Source organism: Clostridium sardiniense, assembly GCF_019753795.1.
Taxonomy (GTDB): Bacteria; Bacillota; Clostridia; order Clostridiales; family Clostridiaceae; genus Clostridium; species Clostridium sardiniense.
In genome coordinates this window covers 135,476-156,863 of sequence record NZ_JAIKTU010000011.1, presented here as the reverse complement: position 1 = coordinate 156,863, position 21,388 = coordinate 135,476, and the positions used below count along the sequence as shown (strand labels likewise).

The window sequence follows — 21,388 nt, the reverse complement described above, 5'->3', positions numbered from 1 at the left end:
AAACATGTTAGAACCCGAGCCGGGAAGTATTATACCCCAGTTAATATTAGTACTTATTTTGACAGGAGTAAATGCATTTTTCTCATCAGCAGAGATGGCAATAGTATCAGTAAATAAGAATAGGATAAAGATGCTTGCTGAAGAAGGAAATAAGAAAGCAAAATTATTAGAAAAAGTAATGAAGGACCAAAGTAATTTTTTAGCAACTATACAAGTTGGAATAACTCTTGCAGGATTTTTCTCAAGTGCATCTGCAGCAACAGGTATTTCTGTTGTAGTTTCAGAAAAATTAAGTTCTTTCAATTTACCATATACAAAGCAGATATCACTTATTCTTGTAACAATAGCAATTTCTTATTTAACACTTGTTTTAGGAGAGCTTGTTCCAAAAAGAATAGCCCTTCAAAGAAAGGAAAAAATAGCATTATCATCTGTTAAAATAATTTATTTAACTTCAATAATAGCAAAACCATTCATAAAAATTTTATCTATATCAACTTCACTTATATTAAAACTTATAAGATTTAATGAAAATGGAATTGAAGATAAGGTATCTAAAGAAGAGATACAAGCCTTGATTTCAGAAGGAGAAGCTGAAGGTGCTATAGATGAAGATGAAAAGGACATGCTTAATGGTATTTTTGAATTTAATGACAGATTATCTAAAGAGATAATGACATCTAGAAAGGATACCTATCTTATAGATATATCAGATAATATAGACGAATATTTAGATGATTTAGTAAATTGCCCATATTCAAGAATTCCTGTATATGAAGATGAAGTAGATAATGTAATAGGAGTGCTTTATATTAAAGACTTTTTTGTTGAGGCAAGAAAAGTTGGCTTTGAAAATGTTAATGTACGAGAGATTCTTCATAAGCCATATTTTGTTCCAGAAACTAAGAGAATTAATGAACTTTTCAAAGAGTTACAAGCAAATAGAAATCATATGGCAATTTTAATTGATGAGTATGGTGGATTTTCAGGTATTGTAACTATGGAAGATTTAATTGAAGAGGTTATGGGAGATATAGATGATGAGTATGATATATCTGAACCAGAGGTTAAAAAACTAGATAATAATAAATATCTAGTTAAGGGTACAATTAATATTGATGACTTTAATGAAGAATTTGATGCTAATATAGAAGAGGATGATTGTGATACTTTAGGTGGATATATAATTACTCAAATTGGTGAGATACCGAAAGAGGATTTAAAATTTGATTTTACTATTGGAAATCTTAAACTTAAAGTAATTAAAATCATGGATAGAAGAATTGAAGATATTGAAGTTACATTAGTAAATAGATAAAAATAAATATTTAGAAGATTTGGTTAATCTAGAGTTAATTATCTAGATTAACCTTTTTTATTGCAAATATACGAAATATAAGGGTGGTTACAATGTTATAAAATTCGTGTTTTAAATTAAAATACATAGAAAAATTCAAAAAGTTTTAAAAATATTCGTATAAAGGGTAGAAATTTGGCGAAAAATAATATATTATAGTTCTCGGACGAAAAATATTAATGAAAGAGTGATAAAATGAGAAACTTCTTCAAAAAAGATGGATTACTTGATAACTATTTTGAAATAACAAAAAATGGTTCTAATCCAAAGAGAGAAATTGTTGCAGGGCTTACAACATTTATGACAATGGCGTACATATTAATCGTTAACCCATCAATACTAGCAGCCGCTGGAATGGATCAAGGAGCAGTTTTTACTGCGACAGCACTTTCAGCATTTGTAGCAACATTACTTACAGGAATTTATGCTAAGCTTCCATTTGCTCAAGCACCAGGGATGGGATTAAATGCATTCTTTGCATATACAATAGTGCTTCAAATGGGATATTCATTTCAATTTGCATTAACTGCCGTATTCTTAGAAGGTATTATATTTATATTACTAACATTATTTAATGTTAGAGAAGCAATTGTTGATTCAATACCAGATTGTATAAAAAAGGGGATATCAGTTGGTATTGGACTTTTAATAGCACTTATAGGTCTAGAAGGAGCGGGTATTGTAGTTCATCCAGCTGATGGTGGAACTATATTATCACTAGGCAAGTTAACTAGTGGCCAAGGATTACTTGCTATAATAGGATTAATTATAACAGCAATTCTTTTAGCTAGAAAAGTTAAAGGAGCACTTTTCTTTGGTATGGTTATTACTGCAATAATTGGTATTCCATTTGGAATAACTCCAATGCCAACTTCACTAATGAGTGCACCACCATCAATTAGTTCAGTTCTTTTTAATTTTGAATGGCACAATATATTTTCAATGGATATGCTAATAGTATTATTTACACTATTATTTATGGATCTATTTGATACAATAGGAACTTTAGTTGGAGTTGCAACTAAAGCAAAGATGCTTGATGAAAACGGAAAGGTTCCAAACATAAAGAAGGCACTATTATCAGATGCTATAGGTACAACTTTTGGAGCTTGCGTTGGAACAAGTACAGTAAGTACTTTCGTAGAAAGTGCTTCCGGTGTAGCAGAAGGTGGAAGAACAGGATTAACTGCTGTTTCAACTGCAATAATGTTTGCATTATCACTATTCTTTGCACCAATATTTGCATCAATTACACCAGCAGTTACTGCATCTGCATTAATTTTAGTTGGATTATTTATGATTGAGCCAATTAGAGAAATAAACTTAGAAGATTATACAGAATCTATACCAGCATTTTTAACTATGATAATGATGCCATTTTCATACAGTATTTCAGATGGTATTATATTTGGTGTAATTTCATACATATTACTTAAATTATTCACGGGTAAAGTGAAAGAAATAAGTATAACTACAGTAGTTATTGGAGTTATATTTATGCTGAAATTTTTAATATAATATAAAATAAATTGCTATTTTATTTACTTAGGGTCATAAGGAATATTTAATAAAATATTTGCAACCACAAGTTAATAAAATAGCTTTTTTATTTAAAAAATATATTATTCATAACTTTATATAATTGATTGTTTATTAAAAATATATAATAACAACTGTTGATTTATTAATAAAAAATCTTTGATTGTAATAAATAAATACGATAAAGAAAATTATAAAATATTGAAGTGAGTTATGAAATTTGTCGTATTATTAGAAGTTTGATATAATATATAAGTATTTTTATACTTAATAAGCTAAGAAATGACAGAAAGAGAGCGGGATAACTATGGCAGATGATAGTAAAAAATTAAGGTGGTATAACCTTGCGATGATGGCCTTTGTATCAGTTTGGGGATTTGGTAATGTTGTTAACAACTTTGCTAACCAAGGATTACAAGTTATTGTATCATGGGTCCTTATCATAGGATTATACTTTGTACCATATGCTTTAATGGTTGGAGAACTGGGATCAGTTTTCAAAGATGGTAAAGCGGGAGTTAGTACATGGATTAGAGAAACTAAAGGAACAACATTAGCATACTTTGCGGGTTGGACTTATTGGGTTGTTCATATCCCTTATTTAGCTCAAAAGCCACAAACTTTATTAGTAGCTTTAGGATGGGCGGTACAAGGAAATGGAGATTTTGTAAAATCAATGGATCCATTATATGCACAGCTTATTACTTTAGCAATATTCTTATTCTTCTTATGGGTAGCATCAAGAGGAATGACTTCACTTAAAACTATAGGAACAGTTGCAGGGGTTGCAACATTTGTAATGTCATTACTTTATATAGTATTAATGATAGCTGCACCAGCAATAAGAGGAGTTCATATAGCAACTACTAATATAAGTTGGGATACAATAGTTCCAAACTTTAATTTCACATATTTTACAACTATTGCAATGCTAGTATTCTCAGTTGGTGGAGCTGAAAAGATTTCACCATATGTAAATAATACTAAAAATGCTAGTAAAGAGTTCCCATTAGGAATGATAATACTTGCAATTATGGTTACAATATCAGCAATATTAGGATCTTTTGCAATGGGAATGATGTTTAATGCAAATGATATACCAAAAGATCTTATGATGAATGGTCAATATTATGCATTCCAAAAACTTGGTGAGTATTATGGAATAGGAAATACATTCTTATTTATATATGCATTAGCAAATGCATTAGCACAAATTTCAGCATTAATATTCTCAATTGATGCTCCACTTAAAGTGCTACTTGCAGATACTGATGATAACTTTGTACCTAGAGGATTAACAAAAACAAATTCACATGGTGCACCAATTAAGGGATATTTAATGACAGCTATACTAGTTAGTATATTAATTATTGTTCCAGCACTAGGAATTGGTAATGTTAATGAGATATATAACTGGCTATTAAGATTAAATGCGGTTGTAATGCCACTTAGATATCTTTGGGTATTCTTAGCATTTATATTACTTAAGAAAGCTGGAGATAAATTTAAAGCTGATTACAAGTTCTTAAAGAATGATAAGCTTGCATTAGGTGTAGGTGTATGGTGTTTTGCATTTACAGCAATAGCTTGTATCTTAGGAATGGCGCCACAAGGTGTTGATACTTTCACTGGTGGATGGTGGTTCCAACTAATACTTAATGTTGCAACACCATTTATATTAATTGGACTTGGATTTATACTTCCAAAGATAGCTAAAAAAGAAAAAAAAGCAGCTTAAAATATTTAAAGTAGCACTTACTTAGTAAGTGCTACTTTTCACATATAAGGTAAATATAGTAGGATATATTTCTATTGTTAATAAAATTGCAAGATAAATCTCTTTATAACTTAACAATTAAATTGTATAATAGTACAAAATGATACTTTAAAAAGGAATGAGGATATGAATAGAAATTTTAAGCTAGCAATGTACTTTATAATAACTATCGTAATAATTGGATTAGTTGCTGCCGCATTCATAGCTATATTACCTTATGTAATCCTAGCAGCAGTAGTAATATGGGGTATATTCAAAATTAGAGGATATTTTAATAAAAATAAATATAAAAAAAATAACGAAAATTATAGTGAAGCATATACTTATAGAAGCTCAAATGATGAGGAGAGCAGATATGAAAGTGATGAGGCTAGTAAATATGAAAGTAATGATGATGACTTTGATACATCAAAAGCAATTGATGTTGATTATGAAGAAGTAGATAAAGATAAAAAATAGGCTATGGTATTACCATGGCTTATTTGACTTTGAGGTGAAGGTATGAATTTTAGAAAGTTAAGAATATTTTATGAGACAGCTATTAATTTGAATATGACAAAGGTTGCAAAATCCCTTTACATAAGTCAGCCATCTGTAAGTCAAGCAATTCAAGAATTAGAAGAAGAGCTTGGAGTAAAAGTTTTTGATAGAATAGGTAAAAGACTAAGTCTTACATATGAGGGTGAAGTTTATTTTAATTATGTTAGAAGAATACTTAATTTATACGATGAGGGTATCGAAAATATTAAAAAAATTAATAATAAAGAGCAAGGTAGAATAGTAATAGGAGCTAGTACAACTATAGGAATATATATATTACCTGATATAATTAAAGACTTTGTATCAGTAAATAAAGGTGTAGAAATATCTCTTATAATAGAAAATACAAAGAATATAGAGAAGATGATTCTTCAAAATAAAATTGACTTTGCTTTTGTTGAAGGAAAAGTACATTCTGAAGAAATAATATATGAGAAGATATGGGAAGATGAACTTGTGTTTATAGAGCCATATGCGCATGAATGGACTAATAAAACCTTTATAAAGAAAGAAGATGTATCAAAAGAAAAATTTATTATGAGAGAAAATGGTAGTGGAACTAGAGAAATAGTTGAAGGTTATTTAAAAGATAAAGGAATAGAATATGAAGTGTTTATGGAACTTGGTAGTACAGAAGCTATTAAAAGAAGTGTAGAGGCAGGACTTGGAATTGGATGTGTATCTAATCAGTGTATTAGAGAAGAAATAAAAATGGATAAGATTAGCAAGGTAACATTTAATGAAGATAGAATAAAGCGAGATTTATTACTTATTGTACATAAAGATAAATTTATAAGTAATAATATGAAAGAATTTATAGAAGAAGCTCAAAAGTTTGAATGTTAAGGAAAAATAGTATGAGAGTAAGTTTTAAGCAGACTTACTTCCATACTATTTTTTATTTCATAAAATTGATTTAATATTTTCAGTAATGTATAATTATCCTAAAAATGTTATAAAAGCTAATAAAAGGGGGCAACTTTATGGCAAAAATAAAAATGAAAACTCCATTAGTTGAAATGAATGGAGACGAAATGACAAGGATTCTATGGGGCTATGTTAAAGAAGAATTGATTAATCCTTTTGTTGAATTAAAAAGCGAGTATTATGATTTGGGGATAGAAGTTAGAGATGAAACAGATGATAAGGTAACAATTGAGGCAGCGGAAGCTATTAAAAAATATGGAGTAGGAGTCAAGTGCGCAACAATAACTCCAAATAGTGATAGAGTAAAAGAATACACTCTAAAAGAGATGTGGAAAAGTCCAAATGGAACAATAAGATCAATTCTTGATGGAACAGTCTTTAGAGCACCAATATGTATAGACTCAATAGAACCTTGCGTTAGGAATTGGATAAAGCCTATAACAATAGCTAGACATGCTTATGGAGACATATATAAAGATTCAGAAATGAAGATTGAAGAAAAGGGTAGGTGTGAATTAGTATTTACTAATGATATAGGAAATGAAAAAAGACAATTAATTCATAACTTTGATGGAGATGGAATAGTTCTTGGAATGTATAATTTAAAGTCATCTATAGAAAGTTTCGCAAGAAGTTGTTTTAATTTTGCACTAGATACAAAACAAGAGTTATGGTTCTCAAGTAAAGATACTATTTCAAAAACATATGATCATACCTTTAAGGATATTTTTAAAGAAATATATGAAAATGAATATAAAAATAAGTTTGAAGAAGAGGGAATAGAGTACTTTTATACTTTAATAGATGATGCAGTAGCTAGGATAATAAAATCAGAAGGAGGAATGATTTGGGCTTGTAAAAATTATGATGGAGATGTAATGAGTGATATGGTAGCAACAGCATTTGGCTCTCTTGCTATGATGACATCTGTTCTAGTTTCTCCAGATGGAAAGTATGAATATGAAGCAGCACATGGAACTGTTCAAAGACATTATTATAGATATTTAAAAGGAGAAGAAACATCAACTAATTCAATTGCAACTATATTTGCTTGGACAGGAGCTTTAAGAAAGAGAGGAGAACTTGATTTTATTAATGATCTTGTAAAGTTTTCACATACTCTAGAAAAGGTGACTTTGGATATTGTTAGAGAAGGAATAATGACCAAAGATCTTGCACTAATTACAAAAAATAAAGATATAAAGGTTGTTAATAGTTTTGATTTTATAAAAAATGTTAGAAAAAGATTAGAAAAAGAACTTTAGTTTATTATAGTCTAGCTTACAAACTGTAGGTTAGACTATAAATAGTATTAAAAATAGTAATAAATTATATATATAAGCATAAAATATATAGAAATTTCATGCGTTAAATATAAAAATTAATAAATATATAATTATAAATATAAGCATAAAAACCTTAGGAATAAAAAAATTAATAGAATAAATTATGCTAAAAATTAACAAAAACATGTACATTCAATTAATATTATGGTAAAATTGTAAATGATAACAGAATTATACAGTTTGGTTTAATTAATAAGTAATACTTAAGTTTATAAACAGAATGGGGATGGGAATATGAATAAAGTATTAGTTTTATCGAAGGGGACAAGTCAATCAAAATCATTCGAAAGAGTTATAGTTGAGCATACTAGAAAAGAGAATTTGCCAATCAAATGGATATTTACAAATGATTCTAATATAAAAGATTACCTAAACGATGAAGATATATCAGTTACTCTAATATCACCAGAGATGATGCTTGTAGAAGAAAAATTAAAAGCTGAATTAGATAGTAAAAATTTACCGTATATAGTTTTAAAGCCAGTTGATTTTGGTTTAAAAAGAGTAGAAAAAATATTACCATTATTAGATCCATACTTTAATTAAGTTTTAGTAAAAAATTAGTTTGAAAGATCTTTGTTAAATTTATTTGCAAGGATTTTATTATATATAAAGTAATAAAATTTATAGGAATTATATTTAAGCTTATATAATAAATTTATTATATAAGCAATGTAAAAGGTTACATTTAGTCTTTTACACATAAAGGGTTTAAAAATTAAAGTAGTTATGTATATTTTCTAATGCTTAAGCGATTTGACGGCACTCTAATCATTAAGAAAGGAAATATTCATATAAATATTATTAATTTTTGAGGGGGAACCGAAATGGGATTTATGGACAGATTTGCTGCTTGGCTTGAAAAAGTTATGATGCCGATTGCATCAAAGTTAGGTAGCCAAAAACACTTAGCTGCGCTAAGAGATGGATTTATTGCTTACTTACCAATTTCTTTAATTGGAGCTTTTGGAACTATGTTCCTAAACGTTTTACTAAAACCGGACTCATTAGTTGGAAAAAAATTAAATGAAATGGATGCATGGGCATCTTCAGTACAGCCTGTTATTGATAAGTATATATCACCTGTATTTAATGGTATGTGGTGGGGAACGCTTGCAATGACAACAATTTTCTTACTTATAACTGTTGCTTATGCATATTGCAAATCACAAGATGTTGATCCATTAGCTGGAGCTACTGTAGCAGTTGCTGCATACTTGGCTATGGTACCAGATACTTTAAAAGGTGTTATTGTAAAGGTTAATGATGTTGAACATGCTGTAGACATTTGGGGTAATATATCCTGGGGGTCATTTAACTCAACGGCTATGTTTGCAGGACTTGTTGTTGCTTTATTATCAGCACAATTATTCTGTTATCTTACTAAAAAAGGCTGGGTTATTAAAATGCCTGATCAAGTACCACCAGCTGTTTCAAGAGCATTTTCAGCTGTTATACCAGCTATAGCAACTGTGTTTGTATTTGCACTTATTTCAATGTTATTTACTGCAGTTATTGGAGTAGATTACAAAACTTGGATTGATAAGACAATACAAGAACCGCTAACTAAGTTTGGACAATCACCATTTGCTTATATCGGATTAATTACATTATCACAGTTCTTCTGGTTCTTTGGATTACATGGTCTAAACATGGTAGAACCAGCACTTAATACAATGTATTTACCAACATTAAATGCTAATATAGAAGCAGTTAACCAAGGCCAAGAGGCTATACACATATTTACTAGGAACTTTGTTGACGTATATGCTATGCCAGGTGGATCTGGTGGTACTTTAGCATTACTTTTAGCTATATTTATATTCTCTAAGCGACAAGAAAATAGAGAGCTAGCTAAATTAGCAATTGTACCAGGTGTATTCCAAATTAATGAACCTGTTATATTTGGTTTACCAATAGTATTAAATCCAATTTATTTCATTCCATTTGCTATAATACCAGGTATATTATGTACTATAGCATATTTTGCAACGCAAGCTGGATTGGTATCTAAGATAAGTGCATTTATTCCATGGACTTGTCCACCGGTTATTTCAGCATTCTTGGCGACTAATGGAGATTTTAGAGCTACACTTTTAGCATTACTACTATTTATACTTGCACTAGCAATATGGACTCCATTTGTTATAGCAGCAAATAAAATAGGAAATAACGAATAATAAAATTAATTTAATGAGGAGTGCATAAGCTTTAAAGCTTATGCATTCTTTGAATTATAAAATTTAATAAACTCTTATTGAAGATTGGAATAATAGTATATAATATTATAAATAAGTGATATTGTAGTATGATTTTAGATTTTAACTTGGGAGGAGAATTATGAGTTTTAAAAATACAGTGGAGTTAAATTATCCAGTAGAAGAAGTATTCAATATATTTATAAAGACAGCAAAAAGGGATTTCCCAAAATTTAATGAGAAGAATCCAATTGGATGTGCAGTTACAAAAAAGACAGGTGCATACTCTAATAAGAAAGTTGATATAAGAGTTGAAATAACAGATTTTAAAAAAAATGAACTCTATCAAATAACATCTGTTAGAGATAAAATGATGTTTGTTTCAATATATACTTTTGAGAAAACAGAAGATAATAAAACTTTATTTTCATTAGAAGAAAGTGATAACACAACAGGAATATTTGGAAGTATAAATGCATTTATGCAGAACTTCTTATTTAAAAAGAGAATAAAGAAAAGATTTTCTTTCTTGGTTGATGGGCTTGAAAATGAGATAAAAAGTTTTAGAGAAAAGGTAAAATCACATTCAAAGTCAAAAGAAGATAAAGATAAGATTAGCGTAGAATAAAATTAAAATAGTATAAGAATTCTCTAGAGAGGTAGTATGGATATAAAAAATTATTTGAAGTATTATAAGATGATAGAAGATCTTAAAAAAGATAAAACCAACGTCACATTTAAGCTTAATGGTTCTGGTGATAAAGCTTATAATGTTAAATTAGAAGGTGGAAAGATACCAAACGGGGAAATTATTGAAGAAACTTCAAACAATTTAAAAGACTTACTTAATAGAGTATATAAAAATTATAATATATTAAAGAGAAAGCTGTAAGAACAAAAGTCTTACAGCTTTTTAATTTCATAGGAATAATAAGTTGATTTTAGAAAGTGAAATTACCATCCTTAAATACTTGAACTTCTTTTCCATCTGCAGTTATACCCAATATATCTAAATCTTTTGAACCAATCATAAAATCTACATGCGTTAATGATACGTTTGATGAAGCTTTAATAAGTTCTTCATCATTCATATCTTCGCCACCTTTTATGCATGATGGATAAGCTTTACCAACAGCTAAATGACATGATGCATTTTCATCAAATAAAGTATTATAGAATAGTATATTTGAATTTGAAATTGGTGAATCGTATGGTACAAGAGCAACTTCGCCTAAATATCTAGCACCATCGTCAGTATCTAAAAGTTCTTTTAATGAATCGTAACCTTCTTCAGCAGTGAAATCTATAATTTTACCATCTTTAAAAGTGAAAGAGAAATTATTTATTAGATTACCACCATAATTAAGAGGATTTGTAGAATGTACTATTCCATTTATTCCATTTCTTTTTGGCGTTGTAAAGATTTCTTCAGTTGGCATGTTTGCAATAAATTCAACTGATCCTTTAGTAAATTCTGAACCACCTGACCATATATGATTTGGAGCAAGTTCTAGTTCTAAATTAGTACCTAAAGAATTTTTAAATATTAGCTTTTCAAAATTGTAATCTTGAAGAGTTTTTATATTTTCTTTTAATTTATTACAATGATCTTGCCATGCTTTATTTGGATCTTCAGAGTTTAATCTCATAACAGAGAAAATAGCATTCCATAATTTATTTATAGCTTCATCTTCAGAGACATCTTTAAATACCTTAGTAGCCCATGCCTTAGTAGGAAGTGAAATAACGCACCAAGCATTTTCATTATTCATTAATTTATTGGAATAATTTCTAAGAGCTATATTTTTAGCTTTACTTGAACTACTTATTTTTTTAGAATCTATTCCCTTAAATAATGAAGGGTCGCTTGCTGAAATAGAGATAAAAGAAGCTCCATTATCGACGAAGTAATTATATTTATCGATTTCATATTGAGGGACATTTGATAGTGTCTCAACTGTTGCATTCTCAAATCTTATTCTTGTAAATAGTTCATCAGAATAATTTATATATACATCTTTTGCACCAATTTTAAATGCTTCTTCTGATAGAAGTCTTGCAAAGTTAGAACATTCTATTGGTGAGCTAATAAATAATAGTCTATCTTTTTGAACATTAACACCTTTAGATACAACTAAATTAGCATATTTTTTTAATAAGTTTTCAAAGTTATTCATTTTAAGAACACCTCCTAAATTTTAAATATTATTTTACCATATAAAGTAAAGAATATGCAAAATAATATGTAAATAAATAAGAAGTATATTTCTTGTAAGTAAACTTAATAAGTAATATAATATATTTACTTGAATTTGTTTAATTAAGTAAGAAGAATGGAGTGCTTTAACATGTTTGATATACTACAACGATTAGTAGATAAAAATAAAATCTACGGCAAAGAAGGGAAGCTAGCTTCATATATTCCGGCATTATTAAAGGCAGATGTAAATGATTTAGGCATTGCAATAGTAAATTTAGATGGAGATGAATATTTCGCGGGAAATTGTGATAAAAAATTTACAATACAAAGTATTTCAAAAATAGTAGGTTTAATGCTTGCGTTACAGGATAATGGAAAAGAAAATGTTTTTAAGAAGGTTAATGTTGAACCAACAGGTGAAGGGTTTAATTCAATAGTTAAATTAGAAACAACTGAAACAGGTAGACCATATAATCCTATGATTAATGCAGGCGCAATAGTTACAACTTCTCTTATAAAAGGAAGAACAGAAGAGGAGAAACTAAAAAAACTTATAGGGTTTATGAAAAAGGCTACAAATAATCCTAATATAACTATAAATGAAGAAGTTTATATATCAGAAAAGTTGACAGGAAATAGAAATAGAGCATTAGCGTATTTTATGAAAAGTAGCGGAATACTAGATGGGAATGTTGAAGAAGTTTTAGATCTTTACTTTAGACAGTGCTCTATAGAAGCAAATGCAAAGGATTTAGCTAGACTTGGAGCAGTTCTTGCAAATGATGGGATTATACCATGGAGTGGCGAAAGATTAATTGATAAAGAAATCTGCAAAATAGTCAAGTCTATAATGGTTACTTGTGGTATGTATGATGCTTCAGGAGAATTTGCAGTAAGAATAGGAATACCAGCTAAAAGTGGAGTTGGTGGAGGAATTATTGCGTCAGTTCCTAAGAATATGGGAATTGGAGTATATGGTCCGGCCTTAGATGAAAAGGGAAACAGTATAGCTGGACTAAAAGTATTACAAGATCTATCTAGAGAACTAGATCTTAGTATTTTTTAATATCTATGTTACTTTTGTTATAATTTGAAGTGTTATAATGGAGCATCTAGGATATAATTATAAATATAATCACAGAAATGAGCTTAAGGCTTAGATAGGGAGGAACTATGAAAAAGTTACTTATATTAGATTCAAACTCACTTATGAATAGAGCCTTTTATGCATTACCCCCTCTTACAAACAGTGAAGGGGTTCACACTAATGCAATATATGGTTTTACAAATATGTTATTAAAAATGAAGGATGATATAAATCCAGATTATATAGTTGCAGCTTTTGATAAAAAAGCACCAACTTTTAGACATAAAGAATATGGGGATTATAAAGCTGGAAGAAAGAAAATGCCAGAAGAACTTGCAGAGCAATTCCCATTAGTTAAAGAATTATTAGCTTTACTTGGCATAAAGATATATGAATTAGATGGATTCGAAGCTGATGATATAATTGGTACAACTGCTAAGGTAGCAGCCGATGAAGGTATGGAAGTGTATGTTGTTACAGGAGATAAAGATGCACTTCAACTTGCAGATGAAAATATAAATGTTGTTATTACTAAAAAAGGAGTATCGGAAACAGCTGAGTACAATAAAGAATCATTCATTGAAGAGTTTGGAGTTACTCCAACACAATTTATTGATGTTAAGGGGCTAATGGGAGATAAATCAGATAATATACCAGGTGTTCCAGGGGTTGGAGAAAAGACTGCATATAAATTAATAAAAGAGTATGGTTCAGTTGAGGAAGTGCTTAAAAATATTGATAATATAAGCGGTAAGAAGATAAAAGAAAATCTTGAAACCTATAGTGAACAAGCAATATTTAGTAAAAAACTTGCTACAATAATGACTGAAGTTCCAATAGATAATCTGATAGAAGATATAAGCAATGAAAATATAATTAATAAAGAAGGATTAAAAGAGCTATTAATAAAGCTTCAAATGAAATCTTCTCTTGTAAAATTTATAGGGGAAGAAGAACGAGTAGAGGTAAATACTAAAGAGATAGAGTCTTTAGAGAGTATAAAAGAATTATTAAAAGAAGATAAAACTTACTACATAGCTTATTTAATAGAGGAAGCTGCCTTAAACTCAAAAAGAAAGTTAAAAAAAATATACTTTGGTGAAGATAATAATGGAGTATCATTTGATTTTGAAGAAAGTATAAAAAAGGATGAAAAGGAAACTTTAGCGATATTAAAGTCTTTCTTTCAAGATAAAAATAAGAAAAAAGTAATACATGATGCTAAAACATTAATTAAAATATTAAGTAGAATGGATATAACAATTGAAAATTTTGATTTTGACACAGCAATAGCTGCATACATTATAGATTCTTCAAAGGGACAATATCCATTAAATGAAGTTATAGCAACATATATTGGTGATGAAATTAAAAAGGGTGAAGAAGGATTAATAGAAGGGGTAAGCTATATGCACGCCTTATATAAGGTTCTTAAGGATAAAATTAAGAATGAGGATATGGAAGAACTTTATTATAATGTAGAACATCCGTTGATAACTGTACTTGCAGAGATGGAAGAAGAAGGATTTAAAGTTGATGAGAATGTTTTAGATGAACTTGCAGTAAAATTCAAAAAGGAAATTGAAGTAGTTCAAAGTGAGATTTATGCTCTTGCAGATGAAGAGTTTAATATAAATTCACCAAAGCAACTTGGTAAAATTTTATTTGAAAAGCTAGACCTTCCTGTTATAAAGAAAACTAAGACTGGATATTCAACTAATGTTGATGTTTTAGATAAATTAAGAGATAAGCATCCTATAATAGATAAAATAACTTATTATAGACAGATGACTAAAATTAACTCTACTTATGTAGAAGGAATGAAAGCTTTAATAGATGTAGATGGTTCAATTCATACTAGCTTTAATCAAACTGTAACAACTACAGGGAGATTATCAAGTACAGAGCCAAATCTTCAAAATATTCCTATTAGATATGAAATGGGAAGAGAAATAAGAAAGATTTTCATAACTAAAGAAAAGTCAGATAAACTTTTATCTGCCGATTATTCACAAATAGAACTTAGAGTTTTAGCTCATATAAGTGGAGATGAAAATATGATAAATGCATTCAAACATCATAGCGATATCCACACAAAAACAGCTTCAGAAGTATTCAATGTTCCAATAGATGAAGTAACACCTTTAATGCGTTCAAGCGCAAAGGCAGTTAACTTTGGGATTGTATATGGAATAAGTGATTTTTCACTTGCACAAGATCTTGGAATTACTAAAAAAGAAGCTTCAGAATATATGAGTATTTATTTTGATAGATATCCTAAAATAAAGGAATACTTAGACAACATAATAAAAGACTCTAAGGAAACTGGTTATGTAACTACAATATTAAATAGAAAAAGATTTATACCAGAAATTAAATCATCAAATAAGATTGTTAAAGCATTAGGGGAAAGACTTGCTATGAATGCACCAATTCAAGGAAGTGCAGCAGATATAATAAAAATAGCAATGATTAATGTATTCAATAGGCTTAAGAAAGAAAATCTAAGAAGTACATTAATACTTCAAGTACACGATGAACTTATACTAAATGTAGAAGAAGATGAATTTGATATAGTGGAAAAATTAGTAAAAGAAGAGATGGAAAATGTTTATAAACTTAGTGTTCCACTAGATGTAGATGTGAATTTCGGTGATACATGGTATAGCACTAAGTAAAGGAGGACATGGTTTAACATGATAAGAATTGGGCTTACTGGTGGAATTGGTACAGGAAAAAGCACAATATCTTTAATGCTTAAAGAAGCTAAATTTAAAGTGATTGATGCCGATATTGTTGCAAAGGATGTTTTAGTAAAATATCCTGAGATATTAGATAAAGTTAGAGTAGAATTTGGGGAAGGTTTCTTTGATTGGAGAGGAGACTTTAGAAGGAAGGAATTTGGTAATCATATATTTAGATTTCCAAAGCAAAGAATAAAGTATGAAAACATAATACTTCCTTATATAAAAAGTGAAATAATGAATAATATAGAAAAGCTTCAAAGTGAAGGGGAAAAAATAGTAATTGTAGATGCTCCTACATTGATAGAGACAAAGCTTCATGATGAGATGGATTATGTTATACTGGTTACAGCAGATAATTCAACTCAACTTCAAAGATTAAAATCTAGAGATAAATTAAGTAATAATGATGCATTAAATAGAATAAATGCTCAAATGACTCTAGAAAAAAAGAAAGACTTTGCAAATATAATAATAGATAATAATAAAGACCTATTATATGCTAAGGAGCAGGTAGACGACTTTATAGATTTTATAAATAAAGTAATTTAACAAGGAGCTTTAGGATGAAGTTTAAAAAAGTGATAATCTGGTTGATTATTATAGTAGTAGCATTATTAGGAATAAAATTTGGAGTTAAAAAATATGCTTTTCCATATAAGCATAAAGAGGTTATTGATAAATATAGTAAGGAATATAACTTAGATCCGTTATTTGTATTGTCTATAATTAAGGCTGAAAGTAAATTCAATCCAAATGCTCATTCCCATAAAGATGCTTTTGGATTAATGCAAATTACTGAAAGTACTGGGAAATGGATTGCAGAACAAATGGGAATGAAAAATTATTCAACTGATATGCTTTATAATGAAGAAACAAATATAAAAATGGGATGTTGGTATTTAAATAACTTAAATGATGAATTTGGGGATAGAGATTTAGTAATATCAGCGTATAATGCTGGAAGAGGTAATGTTAATAAGTGGCTTAAGGATCAAAATTATTCAAAGAATGGCAAAGACATTCATTACATACCATTCCCAGAGACTAAGAATTATGTAGATAAAGTAAATATCTACTATAAGGTTTATAAATATCTATACGAATAAAACATAGCTGATTATTTTTATAATCAGCTATATATTTTTAAGGAAAAGTAGGTGTATAAAGTTGTGAAAAAGAAAAGGATATTCAATTATGGAATAGGATTTTTTATTTTATTAATTTTACTTATAATTGCAAAGGCTGCTATGCCTTATGTATTGCCGGTTGATAGTGGAGTTACTTATAGTAATAATCAAGTATCAGAAAGAGAAGGACTCCTTCTAAACTTTATAGATTCAAAGCTAACTAATAAAGAGGGTGGAATAAAGACAAATTATAAAAATATAAAATCTCAGGGAGATATTACTAAAGGGGATGCTGTCTTATCTGAATCAGAGGGGATGATGTTATTATATTATCTAGAAAGAGATGATCAAGAATCATTTAATAAGACATTAAAGTATATTGAAGATTATATGATTTTGCCAAATCATTTAGTTTCATGGAGAGTTACAGGAGCAGAGAAAACTAAAACATCAGCAACCATTGATGATTTAAGAATAGTAAAATCACTTCTTCTTGCTAATGAAAGATGGGGTGACTTTAAATATAGAAAGCTTGCTATAAGTATTTCAAGGGCAATAAAGGAAGATTTGTTAGATCAGAGTTTATTAAGTGATTTTAATGATGGATATAATAAAAGTGATGTAACAACTCTTTGCTATATTGATCTGCCTACAATGAAATATTTAAGTAATATAGATTATAATTGGAAAAAGATATATGGTTCATCACTTAAATTATTAGATGGTGGATATATAAGTAATGAAGTACCATTATATAGAAAGGCTTATGATAGGAAGACTAGAAAATATGATGATGAGAATGTTGATACACTTTTATCATTAATATGTATATTAAATAAAGCAGAGGTATCTCAAGATGTTTCAACTAGCGTAAATTGGCTTACTGAAAAATTAAAAAAGGATGGAGCAATTTATGCAACATATAATCCGAGCACAGGGAAAGGAACTTCTGATATACAATCAACTTCTATATATAGTCTATTAGTTAGAATAGCAAGTAAAACTGGAAACCAAAATCTATACAATATAGCATTAAAAAAACTTAAAGAGTTTCAGGTAATGGATAAAAATAGTGCTATATATGGAGGTTACGGTGATACGAAAACACTTCAAGTATATTCGTTTGATAATTTAAATGCATTACTTGCATATAGAGATATAAGATAAAGTGGAAATATCATCCTAATAAATATTATTTATTAGGATGATATTTTATTTTTATATAATAGTGCATACTAATTAAGAAAATACATATAAAATTAATTTAAAAAATGCAAAAATAATTAATGACTTTTAGTCATTAATTATGTTATAATCGTTACATTAACAAAATATGAAGAAAGGAATGCTTTATGAAAAACGTTTTTAAGATTTTTACAAGAGATATAAAAAAGATAGTTACAAATTGGGTTGCAGTAATTGTAGTATGTGGACTTATAATACTTCCATCATTATATGCATGGTTTAATATAAAATCTTCATGGGATCCATATGGGAGTACGAGTGGAATAAAAGTAGCTATAGTTAATGAAGATAAGGGATCTGAATTTAATGATAAAGAAGTAAATGTTGGTAAGCAAGTGATTGAAGAACTTTCAAAGAACCATGATATTGGTTGGCAGTTTGTAAATAAAGAAAAAGCTGATAATGGAGTTCGTATGGGAGATTACTTTGCAAGTATTATAATACCAGATGATTTTTCAAAAGATTTAATATCACCAACTTCAGATAAAATAGTAAAACCAAAACTTATATATACAGTAAATGAATCATCAAATGCAATAGCTCCAAAGATAACAGATAAAGGAGTTCAATCTTTAAAGGCACAAGTTGATGATACAGTATCAGAAACAGTAAATGGGGCAATATTCAAAGCGTTAAATAATGCTGGTATAGAGTATGAATCATCTAGAGACAAGATTAGAGATGCAGTTTATTTAATATATAAAATAAATGATAATATGCCACAAATAGAAGATTTAATAAATAAGGCTTATGATGGAACAATTACAATAGATCAAATGCTAGCCAAAATAGATAAAATTATGCCTCAAGTTGACAATACCTTAAAGAATGCAGATGATGCCTTAAATAAGGGGAAGAGTTTTATTGAAAAGTCAAAAGAAAGCTTTAATAGTCTTTCTCCTATAATAAAAGAGGATTTAATTTTTGGAAAAGATTTATTAAATGGTGCAAGTGAAATTCTAGGAAATGTATCTGAAGGTTATGATAAAGAAACATTACTTAAGGTTTTAACCAATGTAAATAATAAATTAACTACAGTCGATAAAACATTAAACTCAGTTATAGATATGTTAGAATCTATAAATAAAGTAGGAGATAAGGATTCAATATCGAATACTATTACTAGACTAAAAAATATTGAAGGAAAGCTTTCAAATCTTATATCTGAAATAAACAAAGATATTGGTTTGGTAAATAATAACAATACTATATTACAACCAGAAAGTATTAAGAAATTAAATAATAAAATAGACTCAATATCATCAGAGATCGGAAATATAATAGGAAGTTATGATAGTAACATTGTACCTGGAATAAACGGTGCTTTAGATAAACTAGATGGAATGTCTAAGGATGCATTAGGACTAATTGATAGTACTCAAAAGGTTATGCCAGATGTTAAAAATGTATTATCATTGCTTTCAAAAGGAACAAAACTTACAAATAAAGAACTTGCAAAAGTTAAAAAAGAGTTCCCAGAATTTAAAAAGACATTTAGTAAAATGGTTGCTGATATAAAGAAGATAGATAAAAAAGCAGACATAGATGAAATTCTTAAAATCATTACAGGGGATTGGAAAGAAAAGACTAGTTTCTTAGTAAGTCCAGTAGAGATACAAACAAATAGATTATTCCCTGTACCGAATTATGGTTCAGCAATGTCACCATTTTATACAACATTGGCACTTTGGGTTGGAGGATTAATACTTGTATCAATATTAACAGTTAGCGTGAAACCTTTTGAAGATGGAACAGTTCCATCTCCTAGGGAAGTATACTTTGGAAAGTATTTAACGTTCCTTACTATAGGAATACTTCAAGGTGCTGTTGTAACACTCGGAGATATATTTATACTTAAAACTTATGTAATGCATCCAGCATTGTTTGTATTACTTGGAATGTTTATAAGTGTAATATTTATAACAATTATATATTCAACTGTCTCTGTTTTTGGAAATGTTGGTAAAGCTATATGTATAATATTCCTAGTGCTTCAAGTTGCAGCATCAGGAGGAACATTCCCAGTAGAAGTTATGTCAGGGTTCTTTAAAGGAATAAATCCATTCCTGCCATTTAAATATGCAATTGAAGGAATGAGAGGTCTAGTTGGAGGTATAGTACCAGAACTTATGCAAAGAGATATAATAATATTAGTTTCTGTTGCTATAATTTTCATATTAATTGGTATATTCTTTAAGAAGATCATGAATAAAGCAAGTGCGAATTTTATTAAAAAGCTTAGAGAAAGTGATATTGTAGAACATTAATTTTGACTTAAAGAGACTGTTTTTAATTTACAGTCTCTTTATTTTTAATTAAAATAAATTTATATGGAGGGGGAAATATGAGTATTAATAATTTTAAATTTAAGGATAGTTTAGGAAAAGAAATACATGTATATAAGTGGGTTCCAGATGAAAAAATAGAAATTAAAGGAGTAGTTCAAATAGCACATGGCATGGCTGAGACTGCAGAAAGATATGATTATTTTGCAAGAAGACTTAATAAAGAGGGATATGCTGTATATGCTAACGATCATAGAGGTCATGGGAAAAGCGTATCTAGCAAAGAAGAACTTGGGTATATTGGTGATGATAGCAGTTTTAAATTAATGATAGCAAATATGAAAGAATTAAATGACATTATAAAAAAAGAGTATAGAGAACTCCCTATAATATTATTTGGGCATAGTATGGGATCCTTCTTAAGTCAAAGATATGCACAGATATATGGGGAAACAATTAAAATGCTGATATTATCAGGAAGTAATGGAAAACCTAATCCTATAACTAAGGTAGGAAGAAAAATAGCTAAAATTGAAATGAATTTAAAAGGGAGAAAAGCTAAAAGTCCACTTATGGACAAGTTGTCTTTTGGAGATTTTAATAAAGCTTTTGAGCCTGCAAGGACTCCATATGATTGGATATGCGGAAATGAGGAAACTGTAGATGAGTATATAAATGATGAATATTGTGGATTTATATGTACTACATCTTTTTATCATGATCTAATAGACGGAATATGGAGTATTCATGAAGGCGATAATTTTAATAACATAAGAAAAGATATTCCCATATATATATTTGCAGGTGATAAAGATCCTGTAGGGTATTTTGGTAAAGGAATAGTTAATTTATATAACTTATATAAAAATATAGGTGTTAAAGATATACAATATAAGTTATATAAAGATGGAAGACATGAAATGTTAAATGAAAAAAATAGAGATGAAGTAATAAATGATATAATAATATGGATTAAAGGTAGAGAAAATAAACTATTTAATATAGTTTAAGAT

The 21,388-nt window shown here is 28.7% G+C and carries 18 protein-coding genes; 17 read left to right on the top strand and 1 reads right to left on the bottom strand.

The annotated features are described in order from the left end of the window. Positions 1 to 4: 4 nt before the first annotated feature. The 10 genes from K5V21_RS14175 to K5V21_RS14130 all read left to right on the top strand — a co-directional run bounded on the left by K5V21_RS14175 (position 5) and on the right by K5V21_RS14130 (position 10,576). Positions 5 to 1,318, top strand: coding sequence for a hemolysin family protein (locus K5V21_RS14175; protein WP_221861832.1), 1,314 nt, complete (start codon positions 5 to 7; stop codon positions 1,316 to 1,318). A 234-nt stretch (positions 1,319 to 1,552) separates the two neighbouring features. After that, positions 1,553 to 2,875 (top strand): NCS2 family permease, encoded by a 1,323-nt coding sequence (locus K5V21_RS14170; RefSeq protein WP_204595132.1) that lies wholly within the window; start codon positions 1,553 to 1,555, stop codon positions 2,873 to 2,875. A 328-nt stretch (positions 2,876 to 3,203) separates the two neighbouring features. Continuing rightward, positions 3,204 to 4,634 carry an amino acid permease gene (locus K5V21_RS14165; protein ID WP_221861823.1) on the top strand — a complete coding sequence of 477 codons (1,431 nt, stop codon included), beginning with the start codon at positions 3,204 to 3,206 and terminating at the stop codon, positions 4,632 to 4,634. A gap of 165 nt (positions 4,635 to 4,799) precedes the next feature. Further along, positions 4,800 to 5,132, top strand: a complete 333-nt coding sequence (locus K5V21_RS14160; protein ID WP_221861822.1) for a hypothetical protein — start codon at positions 4,800 to 4,802, stop codon at positions 5,130 to 5,132. Between the two features lie 42 nt (positions 5,133 to 5,174). Further along, a complete protein-coding gene (locus tag K5V21_RS14155; RefSeq protein WP_221861821.1) occupies positions 5,175 to 6,059 on the top strand; it encodes a LysR family transcriptional regulator in 885 nt (294 codons plus the stop codon). 137 nt (positions 6,060 to 6,196) lie between these two features. Then, on the top strand, positions 6,197 to 7,405 hold the full coding sequence (locus K5V21_RS14150) for an NADP-dependent isocitrate dehydrogenase (RefSeq protein ID WP_221861820.1): 1,209 nt from the start codon (positions 6,197 to 6,199) through the stop codon (positions 7,403 to 7,405). A 315-nt stretch (positions 7,406 to 7,720) separates the two neighbouring features. After that, complete coding sequence (locus K5V21_RS14145) at positions 7,721 to 8,032, top strand: hypothetical protein (protein ID WP_221861819.1); 312 nt, start codon at positions 7,721 to 7,723, stop codon at positions 8,030 to 8,032. Between the two features lie 281 nt (positions 8,033 to 8,313). Beyond that, a complete protein-coding gene (locus tag K5V21_RS14140; protein ID WP_221861818.1) occupies positions 8,314 to 9,666 on the top strand; it encodes a PTS sugar transporter subunit IIC in 1,353 nt (450 codons plus the stop codon). A 160-nt stretch (positions 9,667 to 9,826) separates the two neighbouring features. Further along, on the top strand, positions 9,827 to 10,312 hold the full coding sequence (locus tag K5V21_RS14135; protein WP_221861817.1) for a DUF3284 domain-containing protein: 486 nt from the start codon (positions 9,827 to 9,829) through the stop codon (positions 10,310 to 10,312). Positions 10,313 to 10,348: 36 nt separating this feature from the next. Continuing rightward, complete coding sequence (locus K5V21_RS14130) at positions 10,349 to 10,576, top strand: hypothetical protein (RefSeq protein WP_221861816.1); 228 nt, start codon at positions 10,349 to 10,351, stop codon at positions 10,574 to 10,576. 49 nt (positions 10,577 to 10,625) lie between these two features. On the opposite strand, the gene K5V21_RS14125 is transcribed toward K5V21_RS14130, so the two are convergent. After that, the gene (locus K5V21_RS14125; RefSeq protein ID WP_221861815.1) at positions 10,626 to 11,861 is read right to left on the bottom strand and encodes an aminopeptidase; all 1,236 of its coding nucleotides are present in this window, start codon (positions 11,859 to 11,861) and stop codon (positions 10,626 to 10,628) included. Positions 11,862 to 12,032: 171 nt separating this feature from the next. Here K5V21_RS14125 and glsA point away from each other — a divergent pair, with 171 nt between their 5' ends. The 7 genes from glsA to K5V21_RS14090 all read left to right on the top strand — a co-directional run bounded on the left by glsA (position 12,033) and on the right by K5V21_RS14090 (position 21,385). Next, positions 12,033 to 12,950 carry a glutaminase A gene (glsA, locus tag K5V21_RS14120; protein ID WP_221861814.1) on the top strand — a complete coding sequence of 306 codons (918 nt, stop codon included), beginning with the start codon at positions 12,033 to 12,035 and terminating at the stop codon, positions 12,948 to 12,950. Between the two features lie 107 nt (positions 12,951 to 13,057). Beyond that, positions 13,058 to 15,649 (top strand): DNA polymerase I, encoded by a 2,592-nt coding sequence (gene polA, locus K5V21_RS14115; protein ID WP_221861813.1) that lies wholly within the window; start codon positions 13,058 to 13,060, stop codon positions 15,647 to 15,649. 18 nt (positions 15,650 to 15,667) lie between these two features. Further along, entirely contained in the window at positions 15,668 to 16,267 is a 600-nt protein-coding gene (gene coaE, locus K5V21_RS14110) for a dephospho-CoA kinase (protein WP_204595144.1), read from the top strand. 14 nt (positions 16,268 to 16,281) lie between these two features. Beyond that, entirely contained in the window at positions 16,282 to 16,824 is a 543-nt protein-coding gene (locus K5V21_RS14105) for a lytic transglycosylase domain-containing protein (RefSeq protein WP_204595145.1), read from the top strand. Between the two features lie 63 nt (positions 16,825 to 16,887). Then, entirely contained in the window at positions 16,888 to 18,012 is a 1,125-nt protein-coding gene (locus K5V21_RS14100) for a glycosyl hydrolase family 8 (protein WP_307495283.1), read from the top strand. Between the two features lie 185 nt (positions 18,013 to 18,197). Then, positions 18,198 to 20,357, top strand: coding sequence for a YhgE/Pip domain-containing protein (locus tag K5V21_RS14095; protein WP_221861812.1), 2,160 nt, complete (start codon positions 18,198 to 18,200; stop codon positions 20,355 to 20,357). A gap of 77 nt (positions 20,358 to 20,434) precedes the next feature. After that, entirely contained in the window at positions 20,435 to 21,385 is a 951-nt protein-coding gene (locus K5V21_RS14090) for an alpha/beta hydrolase (RefSeq protein WP_221861811.1), read from the top strand. Positions 21,386 to 21,388 lie beyond the last annotated feature (3 nt).